We start from the raw sequence: 16,365 nt of genomic DNA on the forward strand, positions 1-16,365 counted from the left end.
CTGGGGGCCTTGACCCTGGAGGTCCTTAAGCGCCTGCCCCGGGGTATCCTCCGGCCCCTGCGCCCGTTTGGGGCCAACCCCCTCTTGGCCTATGTCCTCCCCCTGGCCCTCAAGCTCACCTGGCTCCGGGGGTTTTGGAGCTTGCTCCTGGGAACCTTCTTGGCGCATGGGGGGCCTGCTGGGGGATACCTTTTCACCCTCAGCTATATCCTGTTCTGGTGGCTGGTGTTCTGGGTTCTGGACCGGCTGGGGCTATACCTTCGCCTTTAGCCTCGAGGGGGCCTTTCACCCTCGACCGGGGGTTTGGGCTGAGGAGCGTGGGGAACCGCTTGTGGATCCTCCTTCTCCGTTTTGGGTTCCTCGGCCAGGCCCTCCACGCTTTTCTTGAACTCCCGCACCGATTGCCCTAGGCCTCGGGCCAGCTCAGGCAACTTCCTCGGCCCAAACAGGAGAAGGGCTACCACCAGGATGGCCACCAACTGCGCTGGGCTGTCAATCATAGCTCTACCTTAGGCCGGGAAACTGAATCCCACCTGAAGCCCGCGCCTTTGCGGGGGAGAGCCTAAACCTTGGCAAGGGGAAGCGTTATGGCCACCCGGGCACCTCTAGAGGTATTTTGGGCGCTAACGCTCCCCCCATGCCACCGTACGATCGCGGCTACAATGGACAGGCCCAGACCGCTACCCTGAAGGCGGTGTTCCTCTTTAGCCTGGTAAAAACGCTGGAAAACGTAGGGCAAAGCCTCCTCGGGAAAACCAGGCCCTTCGTCCTCCACGGCCAACACGGCATATCCCCCTTGCCTTTGGAGAAAGAGGGTTACCCTGGCTCCCTGTGGGGAGAACTTGAGGGCGTTATCGAGGAGATTGCGCACTGCCATGGCCAGGGCTATCGGGTCTCCCCAAAGGATTAGGAGCTCCTGGGGTAGCTCCATCTCCAGCCTCACCCCCCTGGCGGCGAAGAGGGGAGAGATGTCCTCCACGGTCTCCTGGATTACGGCGCTAAGGTCTAGCCGCTCTCGCCTGAAGCCCTGGCCTGCTTCGGCCCTTGCCAAGTGCAGGAGGTCTTCCACCAATCGCAAAAGCTTTTGCCCTGCCTTTAAGGCCTGGGCTAAACGGAGTTCTAGGCGGGGGTCCCGGTTTTCCTCCCGGGCCTGTTCCAACCTCCCCAGGAGGACGGTGAGGGGGGTACGGAGTTCGTGCGCGGCGTCTTGAGTGAAGCGGCGTTCCCTTTCCAATGCCGACAACAGGGCGCTAAAAAGGGCGTTAAAGGCCTCAGCCAGGGTACGGAGCTCATCCTGGGAAGACGGCAAGGGGAGGGGTTCCCAAGTCTGGGTGTGGGCTCTGGTGTGGGCAGCCAGGGTAAGTTGGCGCACGGGTGCCAGGGCTCGGCCTACAAGGAGGTATCCCAGCAAACCGGTAAGCGTAAATGCCAGCGGACCAATCCAGAGCAGAACTCGGTCCATAGCCTCCAGGCTTTCCTGTATTCCCTCCAGGGGACGCCCGGCTAATAACACGCCACCCGGAAGTTTAAGCCCGCAAAAACGCCATGCTCTTTGGGAGAAGCATCCTTCCTGGAGGGATGAGGGGGGCGCAGGAGGCAGCTTCCCCAGGGTGCCCACGAGGTTTCCCTCACGGTAAAGCAGGATGGCCAAGTCTCCCGGGAGCTCCTTAAGAGCGGGGTCTTCCTCCCCAGGGTGCTCCAGGCGCAGGTGCCCATTTTCCTCATTGACCAAGGGGCGGGCAAGGGCCAGGGCCTCGAGGAGGGAGCGATCTAGGTTGGACCGTAAGAGGGTGGCAAGCCCCTGACGGAGACCAAGTCCCGAGACTAGGAGCACGGCCGAAACCAAGAATGCCGCAAAGAGGGTTAGGCGAAGCCTGAGGCTCATCCCACCAACCGGTAGCCCAAACCCCGACGGGTTTCGATGACGTCTTCGGCAAGTTTTCGCCTGAGGCGGGAAATGTAGGCGTCAAGACTCCTCGGATCCACGCTTGCCTCGCCGGGCCAGAGGTGCTCTAAAAGATCCTCCCGTTGAAAAAAGCGCCCGGGATTTAGGGCCAGGAACTCCAGAAGCGACCACTCCTTGGAGGTGAGGGAAACTTCTTCGCCTAGCCAAAAAGCCCGTTTTGCCCATAGGTCCAGGCGAAGCCGGCCGATCACCACCTGGTTGGCCGCCTCGCCAGCTGCCCGTCGCAGAAGGGCACGCACCCGGGCTCGCAGTTCCCGCAGGTGGAAGGGCTTCACCAGGTAGTCGTCTGCCCCGGCCTCCAGCCCCTCCACGCGGTCATCCACTCCATCCCGGGCAGTGAGGATCAGCACGGGCACACGGCTACCCCTCTGGCGCAGGTATTTTAGTACCCGTATACCGTCCTGCCGGGGTAAGCCAAGGTCCAGAACCAGGAGATCGTAGGGAAAAGCCTCTGCCAAACCTAGAGCTTCTTCCCCGTCGTGAGCCCAGTCCACCGCGTGAAGCTCCCCCTCGAGGGTTTCCTTTACCAAGGCTCCCACCTCTGGGTCGTCCTCCACGAGGAGAATCCGCATACCAACCCCCTTAGGACTTATTCGGCTGGAGCCAGACGAGAAGGGTCCAAAAGGTGGCTAAGGCCCATCCCGCCAGCACGTCCGAGGGATAGTGCACTTGGAGGTAGAGCCGTGAGATGCCTACCAAGAAGGCCCAGGGTAAGCCGAGGACCAAGACCCAAACGGCCTTATCGGGGAATCGGTGCCGAAGGAGAAAATATAGGCCTAACACCAAGGCCAGTGACGCCACGCTATGTCCGGAGGGGAAACTGAAATCGTGCTCTGGCGTGAGCTGGGGAAAGAGGTGAGGCCTTCCGCGGGCAAAGGCTAGCTTCCCCGCCTGGGTGAGAAGCACTGCTCCTCCGAAACCCAGGACAAACCGTGGCCAGGGCCAACGCCAGAGGTAGCCTCCCACCGCAAGGACCAATGCTAGTGGGCCGATAACCTTGGCCGAGGCGGTCTGGGTTAAGGCCATGGCCAATTGGTCCAAGGTGGGTGACCGCCACTGATGCAGCTGGTGCAGGATGGGCGTATCAAAGGGGAACCCCTCCTTCTCGTAAACGTCCTCAGCCAAGGATAGGAACCCCAGAAGAGCGATGAGGGAAATCCCCCACGCCCAAACAAGCGCCAAGGTGCCGGAAACTCGGAGGATGGGCCATCTGATTTTCACAGGTCCTCCCGGTCAGAATCCTAGCCTCGGGGCCGGTCGGCCCCGAGGCTAGGATAAGTTTAAGGCTTACTTATTCCTCACTTTCTCCTTCTTCCCCTCCTTGATCCTCGTGCTCACCTCCCTTGCCCTCGTGCTCCTCGTAGCCTGTAGCTTCCTTGTGGAGCACCTGCCCGTTGCCGGCATCCACCTTTACCTCCTGGCCAGTGATCACCACTTCCCAAGCCAAGTAGCCGTTCTCCACGGAAAGCTTCACTGCCGTTGGGGAAGCCTGGGTGCCCAGGGCTTTTTGAGCCACCCGTACCGCTTCGTCCGCCGTGACCTTGGCCAGGGACTGGTAGGCCTGGGAGGTAGCGTCCTCCTGCACAGGGATGCTCCCCACATAGCTAGGGGACTGGGCGCCGGCTTGGCTGGAGGAGTTCCCACCCATACCCTTCTGGGCTACAGCCATAACGCTTGCCAAGCTGCCAAGGGCCAACAGGATCCACTTTGCGTTCCTCTTCATCTTCGCCTCCTTTTTCCGAGCCTTCCGCCCGGACACCCTTACCCTAGGGGGGCAACCTTGCATGGCGGTGACAAGGCATGAGATGAGGATGATAACTTATTGCGAACGATAACTACTTGTATTTGGTTGACCTACTCCCTATACTGGTACCCATGAAGCTGGCCGACCTGGTTCAAAGTGAGCGCCATCTGGTCCTTCAGGTGGTTCAACCCGCCCTTCTTGGCCTCATGGACGGATCTGTGGCTACGCTGGCTCCTCTGTTTGCGGCTGCTGAGCTTACAGGGCAACCCCATAGTGCCTTTCTGGTAGGCATGGCCGCAGCCTTGGGGGCGGGGATTTCCATGGGCCTGGCGGAAGCGGTTTCCGACGACGGGAAGCTTTCGGGCCGGGGGCACCCCTTGCTAAGAGGAGGTGTTACAGGGTTAGCCACCTTCCTGGGAGGTACGTTTCACACCCTGCCCTTCCTGATCCCTCAGATCAGGCTGGCCCTCCTCCTGGCCTCCATGGTGGTGGTGGTGGAGCTCCTCGCCATCGCCTGGATCCGGTACCGCTATATGAAAAGCTCCTTGTGGAGCACTGTGATTCAGGTGCTCGGAGGGGGTTTGATCGTTTTCTTCGTGGGCTTGACCCTGGGTCGCTTCGGGGGTTGAGCCCAGAGGGGGGTTCATCATGGTGTTATGGTCGAGCATGTCCGGGAAGTTTTGGGAGACCCCACCACGGTGTTGTTCACCCTTCTGCGCGTGGCTGTGGTTTACCTGGTTCTCCTCGCGTACCTCCGGCTGAGCGGGAAGCGGGTCTTAGGCCAGATGACTCCTTTAGACCTTCTTACCCTCTTACTGCTATCCAACGTGGTGCAAAATGCCATGATCGGCCCGGACAACAGCCTCGTGGGTGGGTTGCTGGGGGCTGGACTGCTGCTGGCCTTGGACCGGCTCCTCTCTCAAAGTCCCCTGCGGCGGAGCTTTCTTGGGCACCCAACCCTTTTGGTCCATGATGGAAAGCCTATCCCCGACAACCTGTTGCGGGAAGGAGTGGACCTCGAGGAGCTCATGGCTGCCCTTCGCGAGCATGGAGTAGGGCACCTTGAGGACGTGCTAAGCGCTGTGTTGGAAGTGGACGGCACCATCAGCGTGGTACCCAGGGATCACCTCTTGCCTAAGCGCCTTAGGAAGGTACGCTCCAGCCGAAACCGCTAGGGGGCCATGGGCGGGTTGGAGGCGGGAGTAAAAAGCTCGTTCTTCCGCACAAAGGCCTCCATGAAGCGCCCGAGAATCTCCATCTGGCTACGATGGGCTTTAAGGGCTTGCAGTTTCCTTGCCTCCTCCTCCGGAGTGAGGTCCAGGCGCTGCCAGGCGAGGTGCCGGCCCCTGGGAGGCGGTTCCAGATAGAGCCCGGGGTGAAGGCCTTTAGGCAAGGGCCACTCCAGCCCCCCGTGGACGATGTAGAAACGGAGCCTGGAGAGCCATCCTCGCTCCCCTAGGAGCCTCAAGGCCATGTAAGCCGTGGCGCGGTGGTCCACGTGGGCATCCTCGGGGGCGGGCGCCACCACGATATCCGGGGCCACCCGCTCCAGGATACGTCGCAAGTCCGTTTCCCAGGCCTCCCCCGTGTAGGGGGCCCCTGGGGAGACGGTGCCGGGGTAGGCCACGCGATCCATGCGGGTGGCGGGGGAGCGGTAGGGGGTGAAAAAGTTTTCCAGGAACAGGTGAAGAAGACCCCGGTCCGGATACCCCAGGAAGAAGAGGTGGTTCTCGGGAACCCCTAAGGTGCGGGCCGCCGCCTTGGCTTCCCCAAGGCGCCTTTCCGCCAGTTTCCTAAGGTCTTCAGGCCTGGGCCTAAGGGTACGGTCCAAGAGAGCGGCGTCCCACTGGAAACCATCCCCCAGGGTCATCCAGGCTATGAACACCTGTCCTCCTGAGGCCTGTACCTTCTGGATCAGGCCACCCGCAGCCAGGGTTTCGTCATCGGGGTGGGGGGCCAAGACCAGGAGCCTCTGCCGGAACGACCCTTCCCAGGGTGTTAAGGCACCAACCCGGCCCCGATAGTACCATGCATACCCCTGTTGGAGAAGCCAAGGTGCGTTGATTACCAAGGCTGTCAGCAGGATTAGAAAAACGAAAAACCCAATGGCCATCCGCCGCCCCACAGCTTCAACCTAACACGGAACACTTGCCGGGGTAGAGGTCGGGGTTTCAGGTGGGCTACAGACAGGCGGACCACGCTAAGGGTGGAGGTGAGGTGGTTATGCTCAGGCGGTTGTGGATGGTAGCAGCAACGTTGGTTTTGGCTTTGGCCCAGGCCCAGGTTCAACCTCCAGACCCTGCCCAGTTTGGCTTTCCCACCGTGACGGCAAGCCTTATCGTCCAGCCGTGGGATTACATGCGCCTTGGGCTGGGCGGCTTGGTTCTCACGGTACCCTCTGGGGCCTTCGGACAGGATCCTGTGCGGCTGGAAATCCTGACCGGGGACCCTGCTTACTGGCAGGCCTACGCTCCCCAGGGGGAAAAGGTGGTCTTTGCCTTTGCCCTGCGGGTTACCGATCTCAAGACCGGACAAAGGATCCTGCGCTTTGCCAAGCCTCTCCACTTTTCCTACTATGGCCCCGCCATTACGCCTGATTCCCACTACCTGGATGTGAGCCTGACCAGTCCCCCTAGCGTGGCCCCCAATCCGGTGAAGCCCAACGTGGAGATCTTTCCCCTGGGGCCAAGGCATCGCAACGGACGGCTTTCCCATCCTATCGTGGGGGCCGGTGTGGGCTGGCTGGTGACTTCCCCCGCTACTACTTCTAGGTGAGGTCCCCATGTCCCGGCAGCACGCAGCCCTGGTCCTGGCGCTGGTGGCGCTTTCGGGCGGCATGCTTTGGTGGGCTCTGGATCGGGCCGACGGACAGGGCAGCGCACCGCCGCCACTCCCTTCGTCCGGAAACCTGCAAGGGCTTCTTCCGGATGAGGCCAACACGGTGGAGATCGCTGCCCGCTACGGCCCGGGGGTGGTTCTGGTGCAAAGCTTCCTTCCCGGACAAACCCTGCCTCCCAACGTGCCGCCCCAGTTTGCCCCCTTTTTCGCTCCCTTTCTCCAGCCTCCGCAGGTGGGTACGGGATCCGGGTTCTTTGTGGACCTCAAAGGTTACATCCTCACTAACTATCACGTGGTGCAGGGGGCGGAACGCATCCAGGTACGCCTTCAAGGGGATCCCAGGGCGTATCCCGCTTGGGTGGTGGGCTCCGTACCCTCCTTGGACTTGGCCCTGCTCAAAACCGATGCCAAGCCCCCTGTGGTGTTGCCCCTTGGGGACTCAGACAGGGTCTTGGTGGGCCAGAAGGCCATCGCTATCGGCAATCCCTTTGGCTTGGAGTTTACCGTGACCACCGGGGTGATCTCCGCCATCCGGCAAAACCCCGGGGCCGTGGATCCCTTGGTGCCCAAGCTTCTCCAGACCGATGCCCCTATCAATCCGGGAAACTCCGGTGGGCCCCTATTGGATTCCCGGGGTGAGGTGATCGGAGTGAATACCGCAATCCTTTCCCCCACGGGGCAGGTGGGAGCGCCCCAGTATTCCGGGGTAGGCTTCGCCATCCCCATCAACTTGGTGAAGGAGTGGCTACCCGCCATGAAGGCGGGGAGGCAGGTCACAGAAGGGGAGGTCTTGGCCAGGAGGCCGAGGCTAGGGGTAGAGGTTCTTCCCCTGAGCGCCCTGCCACCCACCTTGCGGGCCCAGTACCGTTTTCCGGACCAGGGTCTTTTGGTTCAGAAGGTGGCCCCGGGTTCCCCTGCCGCCTTAGCAGGGCTAAAGGGGGCGAGCCGCTTTGTTACGCTGGCCGATCCGGCGAGCGGGCAAGGCCTTCGGGTGGGGGTGGACGGCGACGTGATCCTCGAGGCTAACGGGAACTCCCTGGACCAGCCATGGGACCTGCAGAACCTCTTGGCCAACCTGGGTCCAGGCGAGACGGTGGTCCTAAAGGTTTGGCGGCAGGGTCGGATCCTGCAGGTCCGGGTGATGCCGGAAAGGGGTAGGTGATGGATTTCGGTAGCCTGATCAACAACCTCTTCTGGCTTTTCCTCGTCTTTGCCTTCTTGAGCCCCTATTTCCAGCGCCAGGCCCTCGAGGCCGCCCGCACCCGGCAGATCCTAAGCCTTGAAAGGAAGCGGGGAAGCCGGGTCATCACCCTGATCCACCGCCAAGAGGCCATCAATCTTCTCGGGATTCCCGTGGCCCGGTACATTGACGTGGACGACTCCGAGGAGGTGCTAAGGGCCATCCGCCTCACGGATCCCGGTATGCCCATCGACCTCGTTCTCCACACCCCCGGGGGGTTGGTCCTGGCGGCGGAGCAGATTGCCCTGGCTCTCCTGAAACACCCGGCCAAGGTAACCGTCTTCGTTCCCCACTATGCCATGTCTGGGGGAACGTTAATCGCCCTGGCCGCCGATGAAATCATCATGGATGAGAACGCGGTCCTGGGCCCAGTGGATCCGCAGATCGGAGAGTATCCGGCGGCGAGCCTCCTTGCCCTGGTTCAGAGCAAGCCCCTGGATAAGATCGAGGATGCTACCCTCATCAGGGCAGACATGGCTGCCAAGGCCATCAAACAGGTGGCGGAACTGGCAGAAAAGCTTCTGGCAAAGCACATGGACCCGGAGAGGGCCGCCACCACTGCCCGCCTCCTTTCCCAAGGCACCTGGACCCACGATTACCCCATCACGGTGGAAGAGGCCAGGGGACTCGGCCTTCCTGTATCCACCAGTATGCCTCGGGAGGTGTACGCCCTTATGAGCCTGTACCCCCAGACCCAGATTCGGCGACCCAGCGTGCAGTACATTCCCCTTCCCTATACCAAAGGGGGTCAAGAATGAGACGAAAACAGGAACCGTTAGGCCTTACCCAGACCATCCTTCTGGCGCTTCTTGTGGCCTTTGCAGGCACCACTTTTTACTTTGCCCTCAACTACCTGGCCTTGCGTGAACAGGGGGTAAGCAAGGGTTCCGCTACCGCCAACATCAGTGGCTCTATCCCTGCCCTCCCCCAGGACTTTCCTGGGAGTCTAGACCAGACCGTGGCCCTTGGTAAGGACATCTTCATGAACACCAAGGACCATCCCTTGAGCAAGGCCTATGTGGGCAACGCCCTCAGCTGCACCTCCTGCCACCTAAATGGGGGCACGGATCCCAAGGGGCTCACGTTGGTGGGCACTGCCACCGCCTTCCCCGCCTACTCCCCTCGGGAAAAGGCGGTCATCACCCTGCAAAACCGCATTGGGGACTGCTTTATGCGGAGCCTCAATGGTACCCTTCCCCCATTAGGGGGTCCGGTTCTGGTGGCCCTCGAGGCTTACATCGCTTCCCTTTCCCAGGGCATGCCCCTGCACATGAACCCCAAAAGCCCCACCGGACCCAATGCCTTAAAGCCCCTCTCGGTGGACTGGACCCGAGCGGACGCGCAACGGGGGAAGAGCCTCTACCAAGCCAAGTGTGCTGTCTGCCATGGGGCTGAGGGCCAGGGACAAGTAGGACCCCCCCTTTGGGGTCCGAAATCCTACAACGCCGGTGCCGGGATGGCCAACTGGAGGAATCTGGCCGCCTTCGTCCACGGGGCCATGCCCCTGGGTAACCCCAACTTATCCCCCGACGAGGCCCGGGACATCGCCGCTTATGTGGACAGCCAGCCCCGGCCCACCTTCCGCTTACAAGAACACCTTCCTCCCTCAGGGGAGCTAGGGGTTTACACCTCCAAGGTGCTGGATGAGGTTAAGGAAGTTCAGCCGGTGAGACCATGATGGGGAGAGCCTCGGCGGACCATGCTGCTTCAGGAGGGCCCGTTACCCATTTGGTGGTCTTGGGGATCAGCGGGGACCTGGCCCGGCGCCTTCTTGTGCCAGCCCTCGTGAGGCTCCAAGGGCAGGGTCAGCTTCCTCCCCTGAGGATATGGGGGTTTGGCGCAGAGAGCTGGGACACCGGGGAGCTTCTTGCCCACCTCGAGGCAGCCCTCCGGGAAAAGCCGGGTCTGGACCTTTCTGCCTGGCAGCGGCTGAAGGGATCCATCCGCTACCGGAACGCGGAGATCTCCCCGGAAGGGCTTTCCCCCTTGCGCCACCTGGAGGGGCCGGCCCTCTTCTACCTGGCCCTGCCCCCAAGCCTCTTTCCAAAGGCGGTGTTGGCCTTGGGTGAGCTCAATCTGGCCCAGGAAAACACGGGTTGGAGGCGGATTGCTGTGGAAAAACCCTTCGGCTACGACTTGGCTTCCGCACAGGCCTTGAACCGGCTTCTCCAACGCTACTTTCGGGAAGACCAGATCCTCAGGGTAGACCACTTCCTGGGCAAGACCTCCGTGACCAATCTCCTGGAGCTTCGCTATCGGAACCCTTCCCTTGAAGCCTTGTGGGAGCGGAAGGGAGTCGCCTGGGTAGAGATCACCTATGCGGAGACCTTGGGCCTCGAGGGAAGAGCCCGTTATTACGAGCAGGCCGGGGCTTTACGGGACATGCTTCAGAACCACCTGCTCCAACTCCTGGCCCTGGTGGTCATGGAACCCCCTTCCCGTCTGGAAGCCGCCTCCATTCGCGCCCAGAGGGCGGAGGCCCTGCGGTCGGTGCAGACGGCGGAGCCCCGCCTGGCCGTCCGCGGCCAGTACCAGGGTTACCTGGAAGAGCCCAGGGTGGCCCCGGATTCCCCGCGCGAAACCTTTGTGGCCGTAAGGCTTGCTACCCATGCTCCCAGGTGGCTTGGCGTACCTTTCTACCTGCGGAGCGGCAAGCGCCTAGCGGCGCGGTCCGGCTTCATCTTCCTGGCTTTTCATTCCTCCCCCGAGGGCCAAAGGGGCGGGCTTCTCCTTCGCCTGAGCCCAGAGGTGGGACTGGACCTGACCCTGCTGGGAAGGGGCAAGCCGGAAACCCTTTCCTTCCGGCTGGGGCCCGAGCCCGAGTTCGACGCCTACGAGGAAGTGCTCCTTGCCGCCTTATCCGGGGACCTCACCCCTTTTCCTTCCCAGGAGGAGGTGGAGGAGGCCTGGCGCATCCTTGACCCCGTGCTGAAGGCTTGGGAAGAGGGGGAACCCGAGGTCTATCCCCAGGGAAGCGAGGGACCTAGGGGCCAGATGGGGATCCTGAAGCCTGGCCATGCCTGGGTTTCCCTAAGGGGGTGAAGATGCTGGGGTTGATAGGGCTGGGACGCATGGGTTTGGGCATGGCCAAGAGGTGGCGGGCCCGGAGTCTGCCGGTGGTGGGGTATGACCCGGATCTGGAGGCTCAGGCCTGGGCCGGGAAAGAGGGTATAGGGTTGGCCACGAGCTTGGTGGCCCTTGCGGGGCAACTTCCTTCGCCCAAGACCTTCTGGCTCATGGTGCCGGCCGGGGCCGTGGACAGCGTTCTCGAGGGCTTGACCCCTCACCTTTCCCCAGGAGATTTGGTGGTGGATGGAGGAAACTCCTTCTACCGGGAAAGCCAGCGCCGGGGGGAAGCCCTAGCCCAAAAGGGGGTGGGCTTCGTGGATGTGGGGGTTTCCGGGGGCCTCTGGGGGCCAAGGAAGGTTACGGGCTTATGGTGGGAGGGGAGGCCAGATGGGTGGCCCGGCTTGAACCCTACCTGGCAGCCCTGGCCCCGGAGGGAGGGTGGGTGCACGCGGGGACGCTGGGGGCGGGGCACTACACCAAGATGGTACACAACGGGGTGGAGTACGCCCTTATGGAAGCTTATGCGGAGGGCGCAGAACTCCTCTATGCTGGCCGGGAGGAGTTGGGTTTGGATCCAGCCCGCATCCTTTCCGCTTGGCGCCAGGGGACCATCGTGAGGAGCTTCCTTCTGGACAGGCTAGCCGAGGTAGTCCAGGGCCCTTTGGAGGGGATAGCCCCGTTGGTGGAGGATTCGGGCGAGGGGCGCTGGGCGGTGGAGGAGGGCCTGCGCCGAGGGGTTGCCCTACCGGCCATGGCCCAGGCCTTGTTCGCTCGCTGGAAAAGCCAGGGCCGGGCCGACCTGCGCTTCCGGCTCTTAGCCCTATTGCGCCGGGCCTTTGGCGGCCATGCGGTGAGGAGGGAGGATGAGGGTTAAAACCTTCCCTAGCCCGCAGGCGGCCCTGGCGGGAGCCCTTGCCTGGCTTATGGAGAACTTGCTCTACGCCTCCTGCGGGGTTTTAGCCGGAGGGGAAACCCCTCTACCCGTGTATCGGGCCCTTGCCCGGCAGGGGGTCCGCTATCCTGGGGTTTTGCTCCTGTCGGACGAGCGCTGGCTGGAACCGGGGGATCCCGGAACCAACCTCTACCGGGTAGGCCAGGCCCTGGGGCCTCTAAGGGAGCGGCTCCTTCCCTTTCCCCTGGGGCTTTCCCCTGAGCAGGCTCGGGACTGGATGGAGGAACGGATTCGCCCTTTCTTACCCTTTGATTTTGCCCTTTTGGGGCTGGGTGAGGAAGGGCACACCGCAAGCCTTTTTCCCGGGAGTCCTGCCCTGGGGTCCTCCCGCCTGGTGGAGGTGGCGGTGGGGCCCACATACCCTTCCCTCCGCCTAACCCTCACCCCTAAGGCCCTTTCTGGCACTCGCCTGGTTCTCTTCCTGGCCCTGGGTCCGGCCAAACGGCAGGCCATCCTTCGGGTGGCCAGGGGAGAGGACCTCCCGCCTAACCGCATTCGGGCCGAAGAGAAGTGGATCTTCACCGATCAAGAGGTGTGAGCATGGAGGCCTTTGGTAAGCCGGGGATTCCGCCCACCTGGGCCAGCAGCGCAAAGGACTGGATAGGCACGGCCCTTGGGAGAAGCCGGGTCTGGTACACCCTGGGCCGCGGGATCCTCAACGAGGTTTACTGGCCCGCCACCGGCCGTCCCCAGATGCGGGACCTGGGCTTCATCGTGGCGAAAAGGGGGTTCTGGGCGGAGGTGAAGCGGGTTAACCGCTATCGCCTCGAGGCCACGCCCCTCTTCCCCACGGTGCGCGTGGTACACGAGGGCGAGGAGTACCGCCTTACCCTGGAACTGGTCCCCGATCCCCAACGGGATGTCCTGCTGATCGGTTATACCCTGGAGGGGGAAGGCTTTCGCCTGTATCCCCTCCTCGCTCCCCACCTTGGGGGAACGGGTTATGGGAACACCGCCTGGGTGAAGGAGGGCGCACTTCTGGCGGCCAAGGGATCCGAGGCCCTAGCCCTCCTGGGCCCGTTCCTTAGGGGAAGCGCAGGTTATGTGGGTTTCTCGGATGGCTGGCAAGATTTTGCCCAAAACGGGGCTATGACCTGGACCTTTGCCAGGGCCACGGATGGCAACGTGGCCCTCATGGGTGAGCTGGAGGGAAAGAAGGGCGTTATGGCCTTGGCCTTCGCCACTACCCCGGAGGGGGCCCTCACCCTAGGGCGGTCTGCCCTGGGGGAAGGTATAGAAACGATCCAGGAAAAAGCCTCTGCCACCTGGAGCGAGATAGCGCCACCCCAGTTTCCCGGAGAGGATGAGGAACTCTTACGGGAGGCACAGGTTTCCTACCACGTCCTCAAGGTGCACGAGGACCGCACCTACCCCGGGGCCTTGGTGGCGAGCCTGTCCGTGCCCTGGGGCAATACCCGGGACGACCCTGGGGGCTACCATCTGGTTTGGAGCCGGGACCTGGTGGAGGTGGCCTTCGCCTACCTGGGCCTTGGGCAGTTCGCCGAGACTCGAGGGATCCTCACCTACCTGGCGGCTGTTCAGGCCGAGGATGGCCACTGGGCGCAGAATTTCTACCCGGATGGCCGGGCCTACTGGCAGGGCGTGCAAATGGATGAAGCCGCTTTGCCCGTCCTTCTGGCCCTAAAGTTTAGGGAGTTGGGGCAACTTTCCCCAAACGGCCCTCTCCGCCAGATGGTGCGGCGGGCAGTGGGCTTTCTGGCCCGGGAGGGTCCGGTGAGCCCCCAGGACCGCTGGGAGGAAAGCCCTGGCCTTTCCCCCTTTACCTTGGCCGTAAGCGTTGCCGCCCTGTCTGGGGCTGCCTTATACGGCTTTTTGCAGGGGGAGGAGGCGGAGTATGCGCTTTCCCTTGCGGACTGTTGGAATGCGCGCATTGAGGAATGGTGCTACGTGAAGGGTTCGGGGCTGGACCGGGCGGTAGGTGTGGAGGGCCATTATGTTCGCTTATCCCCTTCGGGTCCCCTGGGTCCCAGGGGTCGGGTTCAGGTGGCCAACCGAGCTGGTGTGGCCGTGGATGTGGCGGAGCTTCTGGGCCTGGAGTTTTTGTGGCTGGTGCGCCTGGGTCTGCGACGTCCCCAAGACCCTCGCATCGTTTCTACCCTGGCCCTGGTGGACAGGCATCTTCGGGTGGATCTTCCCACCGGCATTTTCTACCGTCGCTACCCGGAGGATGGATACGGGGAGCATGGGGATGGAAGCGCCTTTGACGGCACTGGCCAGGGCCGGGCCTGGCCCCTTCTTACCGGGGAGCGGGGAATGTACGCACTGCTTTCCGGGGAAGACCCGTGCCCCTACCTAAGGAGCATGGCCCGGGGGACCGGGCGTGGTAGGCTCATCCCTGAGCAGGTATGGGATGCGGATCCTATCCCGGAAAAGGGGCTTCTTCCGGGCCGCCCTACCGGTAGCGCCCAACCTCTTCTTTGGGCCCATGCGGAGTACTTGAAGCTCTACACGGCCTATCACCAACGGACCGGTCCCGTGGAGCGCCTAGGACGGGTGATGGAGCGCTACGAGCGGGGGTCGTCGCCGCAGGTGCGCCATTGGCGGCGGGAGGTCCCCGTTCTTCGGCTTTCCCCCACGGAACGCCTTCTGGTGGAGTGCCGCAAGCCTTTCCGGCTCCACTTGGGCTGGGAGGGATGGAAGGATCCTGAGGATGTAGAGGCGGAACCCCTGCCGTTTGGGCTCTACGGGGTTCTTTTGGACCTCGAGGATCATTCCGAGGTAAACTTCACCTTCTTTTACCCGGACGAGAACCGCTGGGAAGGAAGGGACTACCAAGTGCGGAGGGGTTAGATGGAACGGGAGGATCCCACACTAAGGCGTGAGCGGCGCTTGATCCTGGCCCTGATAGGCACCAGCATGGGTTTCGCCACACTCTCGGCACTCTTGGTGGCCAAAGACCTCATTCCCAAACCTTCGCAGACCCCCGATAAGCTTCCGCCTCAGGTAGGGGACATGGTCTACGCAGCAGGTTACAAAGAGGGAACTCCCATTGACCCCGGGAGGCTTCCCTTGGGTGGGCCCTTCGTTCTGGCCTACCCCATGGATCCCAAGACCAGGGTCATCCGAAACGGGGATGCCAAAAGCACTCTCCTGGTGATACACCTGGACCCTGCATCCCTGGTTCCCGAAGTGCGGCAGCATGCCGTAGGGGGCGTCGTGGCCTATTCTGCGGTTTGCACCCACCTGGGTTGCATCGTGAGCCTGTGGCATCCCCAGAAGCAGTTAGCCCAATGCCCCTGCCATGGCGGGGAGTACGATCTGGCCCAGGATCGGGTGGTGGCGGGTCCCTTCACGGGGCCGGTGGGAGTAGTTTAGAGGAATGAGCGTTTGGGAGTTTAGCCTGGGGGTTTTCCTGGGCAGTACCCTGGCGGGGTTTCTGGGGGCACTCACGGGCCTAGGGGGAGGGGTGGTGTTGGTGCCCCTTTTGGTGCTGGTCTTCCGGGTAGACCTGCACCACGCTTTGGGGGCTTCCTTGGTGTCGGTGATCGCCACCAGCAGTGGGGCTGCTGCTGCCTATGTACGGGAAGGGTACACCAATCTCCGGCTGGGTATGTTCTTGGAGCTAGCCACCACCCTTGGGGCCCTCTTGGGTGCAGGCCTACTCGGTGTCCTGCCCAAACGGCTTGTGGCCCTGGTGTTTGGCCTTGTCTTACTTCACTCCGCCTACTTAAGCTACCAAGGTCGCCTCGAGGACCAGCCCATAGATCCCAAGGACTCGGATCCCCTGGCGAAAAGGTTGCGATTGGAAGGAGGCCTTCCCAGCCCTGAGGGGGAGCGGGCCTATGGGGTGCGCCGCCTGTTGGCGGGCCTGGGCCTTATGGGGTTGGCGGGGGTTCTCTCCGGACTTCTTGGCATCGGGTCGGGGGCCGTCAAGGTGTTGGCCATGGACCGGGTTATGGGGCTTCCTTATAAGGTTTCCACCACCACTTCCAACTTCATGATCGGAGTCACGGCCGCCGCCAGCGCTGGCATTTACCTTAGGCAGGGTTACATTGACCCCAGGGTGAGCTTTCCGGTGATGCTGGGTGTACTCCTTGGCGCCTTCCTGGGAGCAAGGATCTTGCCGCGAAGCTCTACCTCGTGGTTGCGAACCCTCTTTGCCCTGGTTATCGCGGCCCTTGGCTTGCAAATGGTAGCTCAGGGGGTTGGGAAGTGAGGCGGATGGAGCGCTGGCTTTCCTGGGTCCTGCGCACGGGGGTGCTCCTTGCCGCTCTTCTGGTAAGCGTGGGGGGGCTTTGGTATTTCATGGTTGACGGGCAAAGGGAGATTCTCTTGGACCGCGCTCTGAAGGGCGTGGACGTGCATCGGGGTCTGAGCCCCACTGGGTTGATCCACCTGGGCCTTTTGCTCCTGATCCTGACCCCCGTGGCCCGAGTGGCCCTGGCCTTGGGCCTTTACCTGGAGGAGCGGGATTGGACTTTTGCTCTTATCACCTTTTGGGTGCTCCTGGTGCTTTTGGGAAGCCTTTTGGGCTACCTTTAACCCCCGTTGGGACGAGGGTTGGGATGGGGTGGTCGGTCCTTTGTTCCGGAGGT

At 62.4% G+C, this 16,365-nt stretch carries 20 protein-coding genes and 1 pseudogene; 15 read left to right on the forward strand and 6 right to left on the reverse strand.

Annotation, left to right across the window (positions count from 1 at the left end):
• Positions 1 to 9 precede the first annotated feature (9 nt).
• A complete protein-coding gene (locus EBI04_RS02225) occupies positions 10 to 270 on the forward strand; it encodes a hypothetical protein (RefSeq protein ID WP_135255855.1) in 261 nt (86 codons plus the stop codon).
• Here EBI04_RS02225 and EBI04_RS02230 read toward each other — a convergent pair.
• From EBI04_RS02230 to EBI04_RS02250, 5 genes are all read right to left on the reverse strand, one after another.
• On the reverse strand, positions 267 to 500 hold the full coding sequence (locus tag EBI04_RS02230) for a Sec-independent protein translocase subunit TatA/TatB (RefSeq protein ID WP_015717011.1): 234 nt from the start codon (positions 498 to 500) through the stop codon (positions 267 to 269). The two genes, EBI04_RS02225 and EBI04_RS02230, sit on opposite strands and share 4 nt — an antisense overlap.
• Before the next feature lie 62 nt (positions 501 to 562).
• Positions 563 to 1,885 carry a sensor histidine kinase gene (locus tag EBI04_RS02235; RefSeq protein WP_135255856.1) on the reverse strand — a complete coding sequence of 441 codons (1,323 nt, stop codon included), beginning with the start codon at positions 1,883 to 1,885 and terminating at the stop codon, positions 563 to 565.
• The gene (locus EBI04_RS02240) at positions 1,882 to 2,538 is read right to left on the reverse strand and encodes a response regulator transcription factor (protein WP_135255857.1); all 657 of its coding nucleotides are present in this window, start codon (positions 2,536 to 2,538) and stop codon (positions 1,882 to 1,884) included. Before EBI04_RS02240 ends, EBI04_RS02235 begins: the two co-directional genes overlap by 4 nt.
• Positions 2,539 to 2,548: 10 nt before the next feature.
• Positions 2,549 to 3,187, reverse strand: a complete 639-nt coding sequence (locus EBI04_RS02245; RefSeq protein ID WP_135255858.1) for a phosphatase PAP2 family protein — start codon at positions 3,185 to 3,187, stop codon at positions 2,549 to 2,551.
• A 70-nt stretch (positions 3,188 to 3,257) separates the two neighbouring features.
• A complete protein-coding gene (locus EBI04_RS02250) occupies positions 3,258 to 3,689 on the reverse strand; it encodes a PepSY domain-containing protein (protein WP_135255859.1) in 432 nt (143 codons plus the stop codon).
• Positions 3,690 to 3,841: 152 nt separating this feature from the next.
• Here EBI04_RS02250 and EBI04_RS02255 point away from each other — a divergent pair, with 152 nt between their 5' ends.
• A complete protein-coding gene (locus EBI04_RS02255) occupies positions 3,842 to 4,339 on the forward strand; it encodes a VIT1/CCC1 transporter family protein (RefSeq protein WP_135255860.1) in 498 nt (165 codons plus the stop codon).
• Between the two features lie 27 nt (positions 4,340 to 4,366).
• Entirely contained in the window at positions 4,367 to 4,885 is a 519-nt protein-coding gene (locus tag EBI04_RS02260) for a DUF421 domain-containing protein (RefSeq protein WP_135255861.1), read from the forward strand.
• Here EBI04_RS02260 and EBI04_RS02265 read toward each other — a convergent pair.
• Entirely contained in the window at positions 4,882 to 5,823 is a 942-nt protein-coding gene (locus EBI04_RS02265) for a PIG-L deacetylase family protein (protein WP_135255862.1), read from the reverse strand. The genes EBI04_RS02260 and EBI04_RS02265 overlap by 4 nt on opposite strands.
• Positions 5,824 to 5,951: 128 nt before the next feature.
• Here EBI04_RS02265 and EBI04_RS13120 point away from each other — a divergent pair, with 128 nt between their 5' ends.
• The 12 genes and pseudogenes from EBI04_RS13120 (at position 5,952) to EBI04_RS02320 (ending at position 16,312) form a co-directional block, all read left to right on the forward strand.
• Positions 5,952 to 6,485, forward strand: coding sequence for a hypothetical protein (locus tag EBI04_RS13120; protein ID WP_167481860.1), 534 nt, complete (start codon positions 5,952 to 5,954; stop codon positions 6,483 to 6,485).
• A 7-nt stretch (positions 6,486 to 6,492) separates the two neighbouring features.
• The gene (locus EBI04_RS02275) at positions 6,493 to 7,710 is read left to right on the forward strand and encodes a S1C family serine protease (protein ID WP_135255863.1); all 1,218 of its coding nucleotides are present in this window, start codon (positions 6,493 to 6,495) and stop codon (positions 7,708 to 7,710) included.
• Complete coding sequence (locus EBI04_RS02280; protein ID WP_041438272.1) at positions 7,710 to 8,546, forward strand: SDH family Clp fold serine proteinase; 837 nt, start codon at positions 7,710 to 7,712, stop codon at positions 8,544 to 8,546. Before EBI04_RS02275 ends, EBI04_RS02280 begins: the two co-directional genes overlap by 1 nt.
• A complete protein-coding gene (locus EBI04_RS02285; protein WP_135255864.1) occupies positions 8,543 to 9,466 on the forward strand; it encodes a c-type cytochrome in 924 nt (307 codons plus the stop codon). Before EBI04_RS02280 ends, EBI04_RS02285 begins: the two co-directional genes overlap by 4 nt.
• A gap of 53 nt (positions 9,467 to 9,519) precedes the next feature.
• Entirely contained in the window at positions 9,520 to 10,830 is a 1,311-nt protein-coding gene (locus EBI04_RS02290; protein ID WP_234944462.1) for a glucose-6-phosphate dehydrogenase (NADP(+)), read from the forward strand.
• Between the two features lie 41 nt (positions 10,831 to 10,871).
• A pseudogene (locus EBI04_RS13395) lies at positions 10,872 to 11,156 on the forward strand (NAD(P)-binding domain-containing protein); the annotation flags it as partial.
• 92 nt (positions 11,157 to 11,248) lie between these two features.
• Positions 11,249 to 11,731: a hypothetical protein gene (locus tag EBI04_RS13400; protein ID WP_240695347.1), complete on the forward strand. Its 483-nt coding sequence runs from the start codon at positions 11,249 to 11,251 to the stop codon at positions 11,729 to 11,731.
• Positions 11,721 to 12,347, forward strand: a complete 627-nt coding sequence (locus EBI04_RS02300) for a 6-phosphogluconolactonase (protein ID WP_135255865.1) — start codon at positions 11,721 to 11,723, stop codon at positions 12,345 to 12,347. Before EBI04_RS13400 ends, EBI04_RS02300 begins: the two co-directional genes overlap by 11 nt.
• Positions 12,348 to 12,349: 2 nt before the next feature.
• Positions 12,350 to 14,620 carry a glycoside hydrolase family 15 protein gene (locus EBI04_RS02305; RefSeq protein WP_135255866.1) on the forward strand — a complete coding sequence of 757 codons (2,271 nt, stop codon included), beginning with the start codon at positions 12,350 to 12,352 and terminating at the stop codon, positions 14,618 to 14,620.
• Positions 14,621 to 15,145 (forward strand): Rieske (2Fe-2S) protein, encoded by a 525-nt coding sequence (locus tag EBI04_RS02310; protein ID WP_015717022.1) that lies wholly within the window; start codon positions 14,621 to 14,623, stop codon positions 15,143 to 15,145.
• A 4-nt stretch (positions 15,146 to 15,149) separates the two neighbouring features.
• Positions 15,150 to 15,986, forward strand: coding sequence for a sulfite exporter TauE/SafE family protein (locus EBI04_RS02315; RefSeq protein ID WP_015717023.1), 837 nt, complete (start codon positions 15,150 to 15,152; stop codon positions 15,984 to 15,986).
• A 5-nt stretch (positions 15,987 to 15,991) separates the two neighbouring features.
• Positions 15,992 to 16,312, forward strand: a complete 321-nt coding sequence (locus EBI04_RS02320) for a DUF1634 domain-containing protein (protein ID WP_049775623.1) — start codon at positions 15,992 to 15,994, stop codon at positions 16,310 to 16,312.
• Positions 16,313 to 16,365 lie beyond the last annotated feature (53 nt).

Source organism: Thermus caldilimi, from assembly GCF_004684245.1.
In the GTDB taxonomy this organism is placed as follows: domain Bacteria; phylum Deinococcota; class Deinococci; order Deinococcales; family Thermaceae; genus Thermus; species Thermus caldilimi.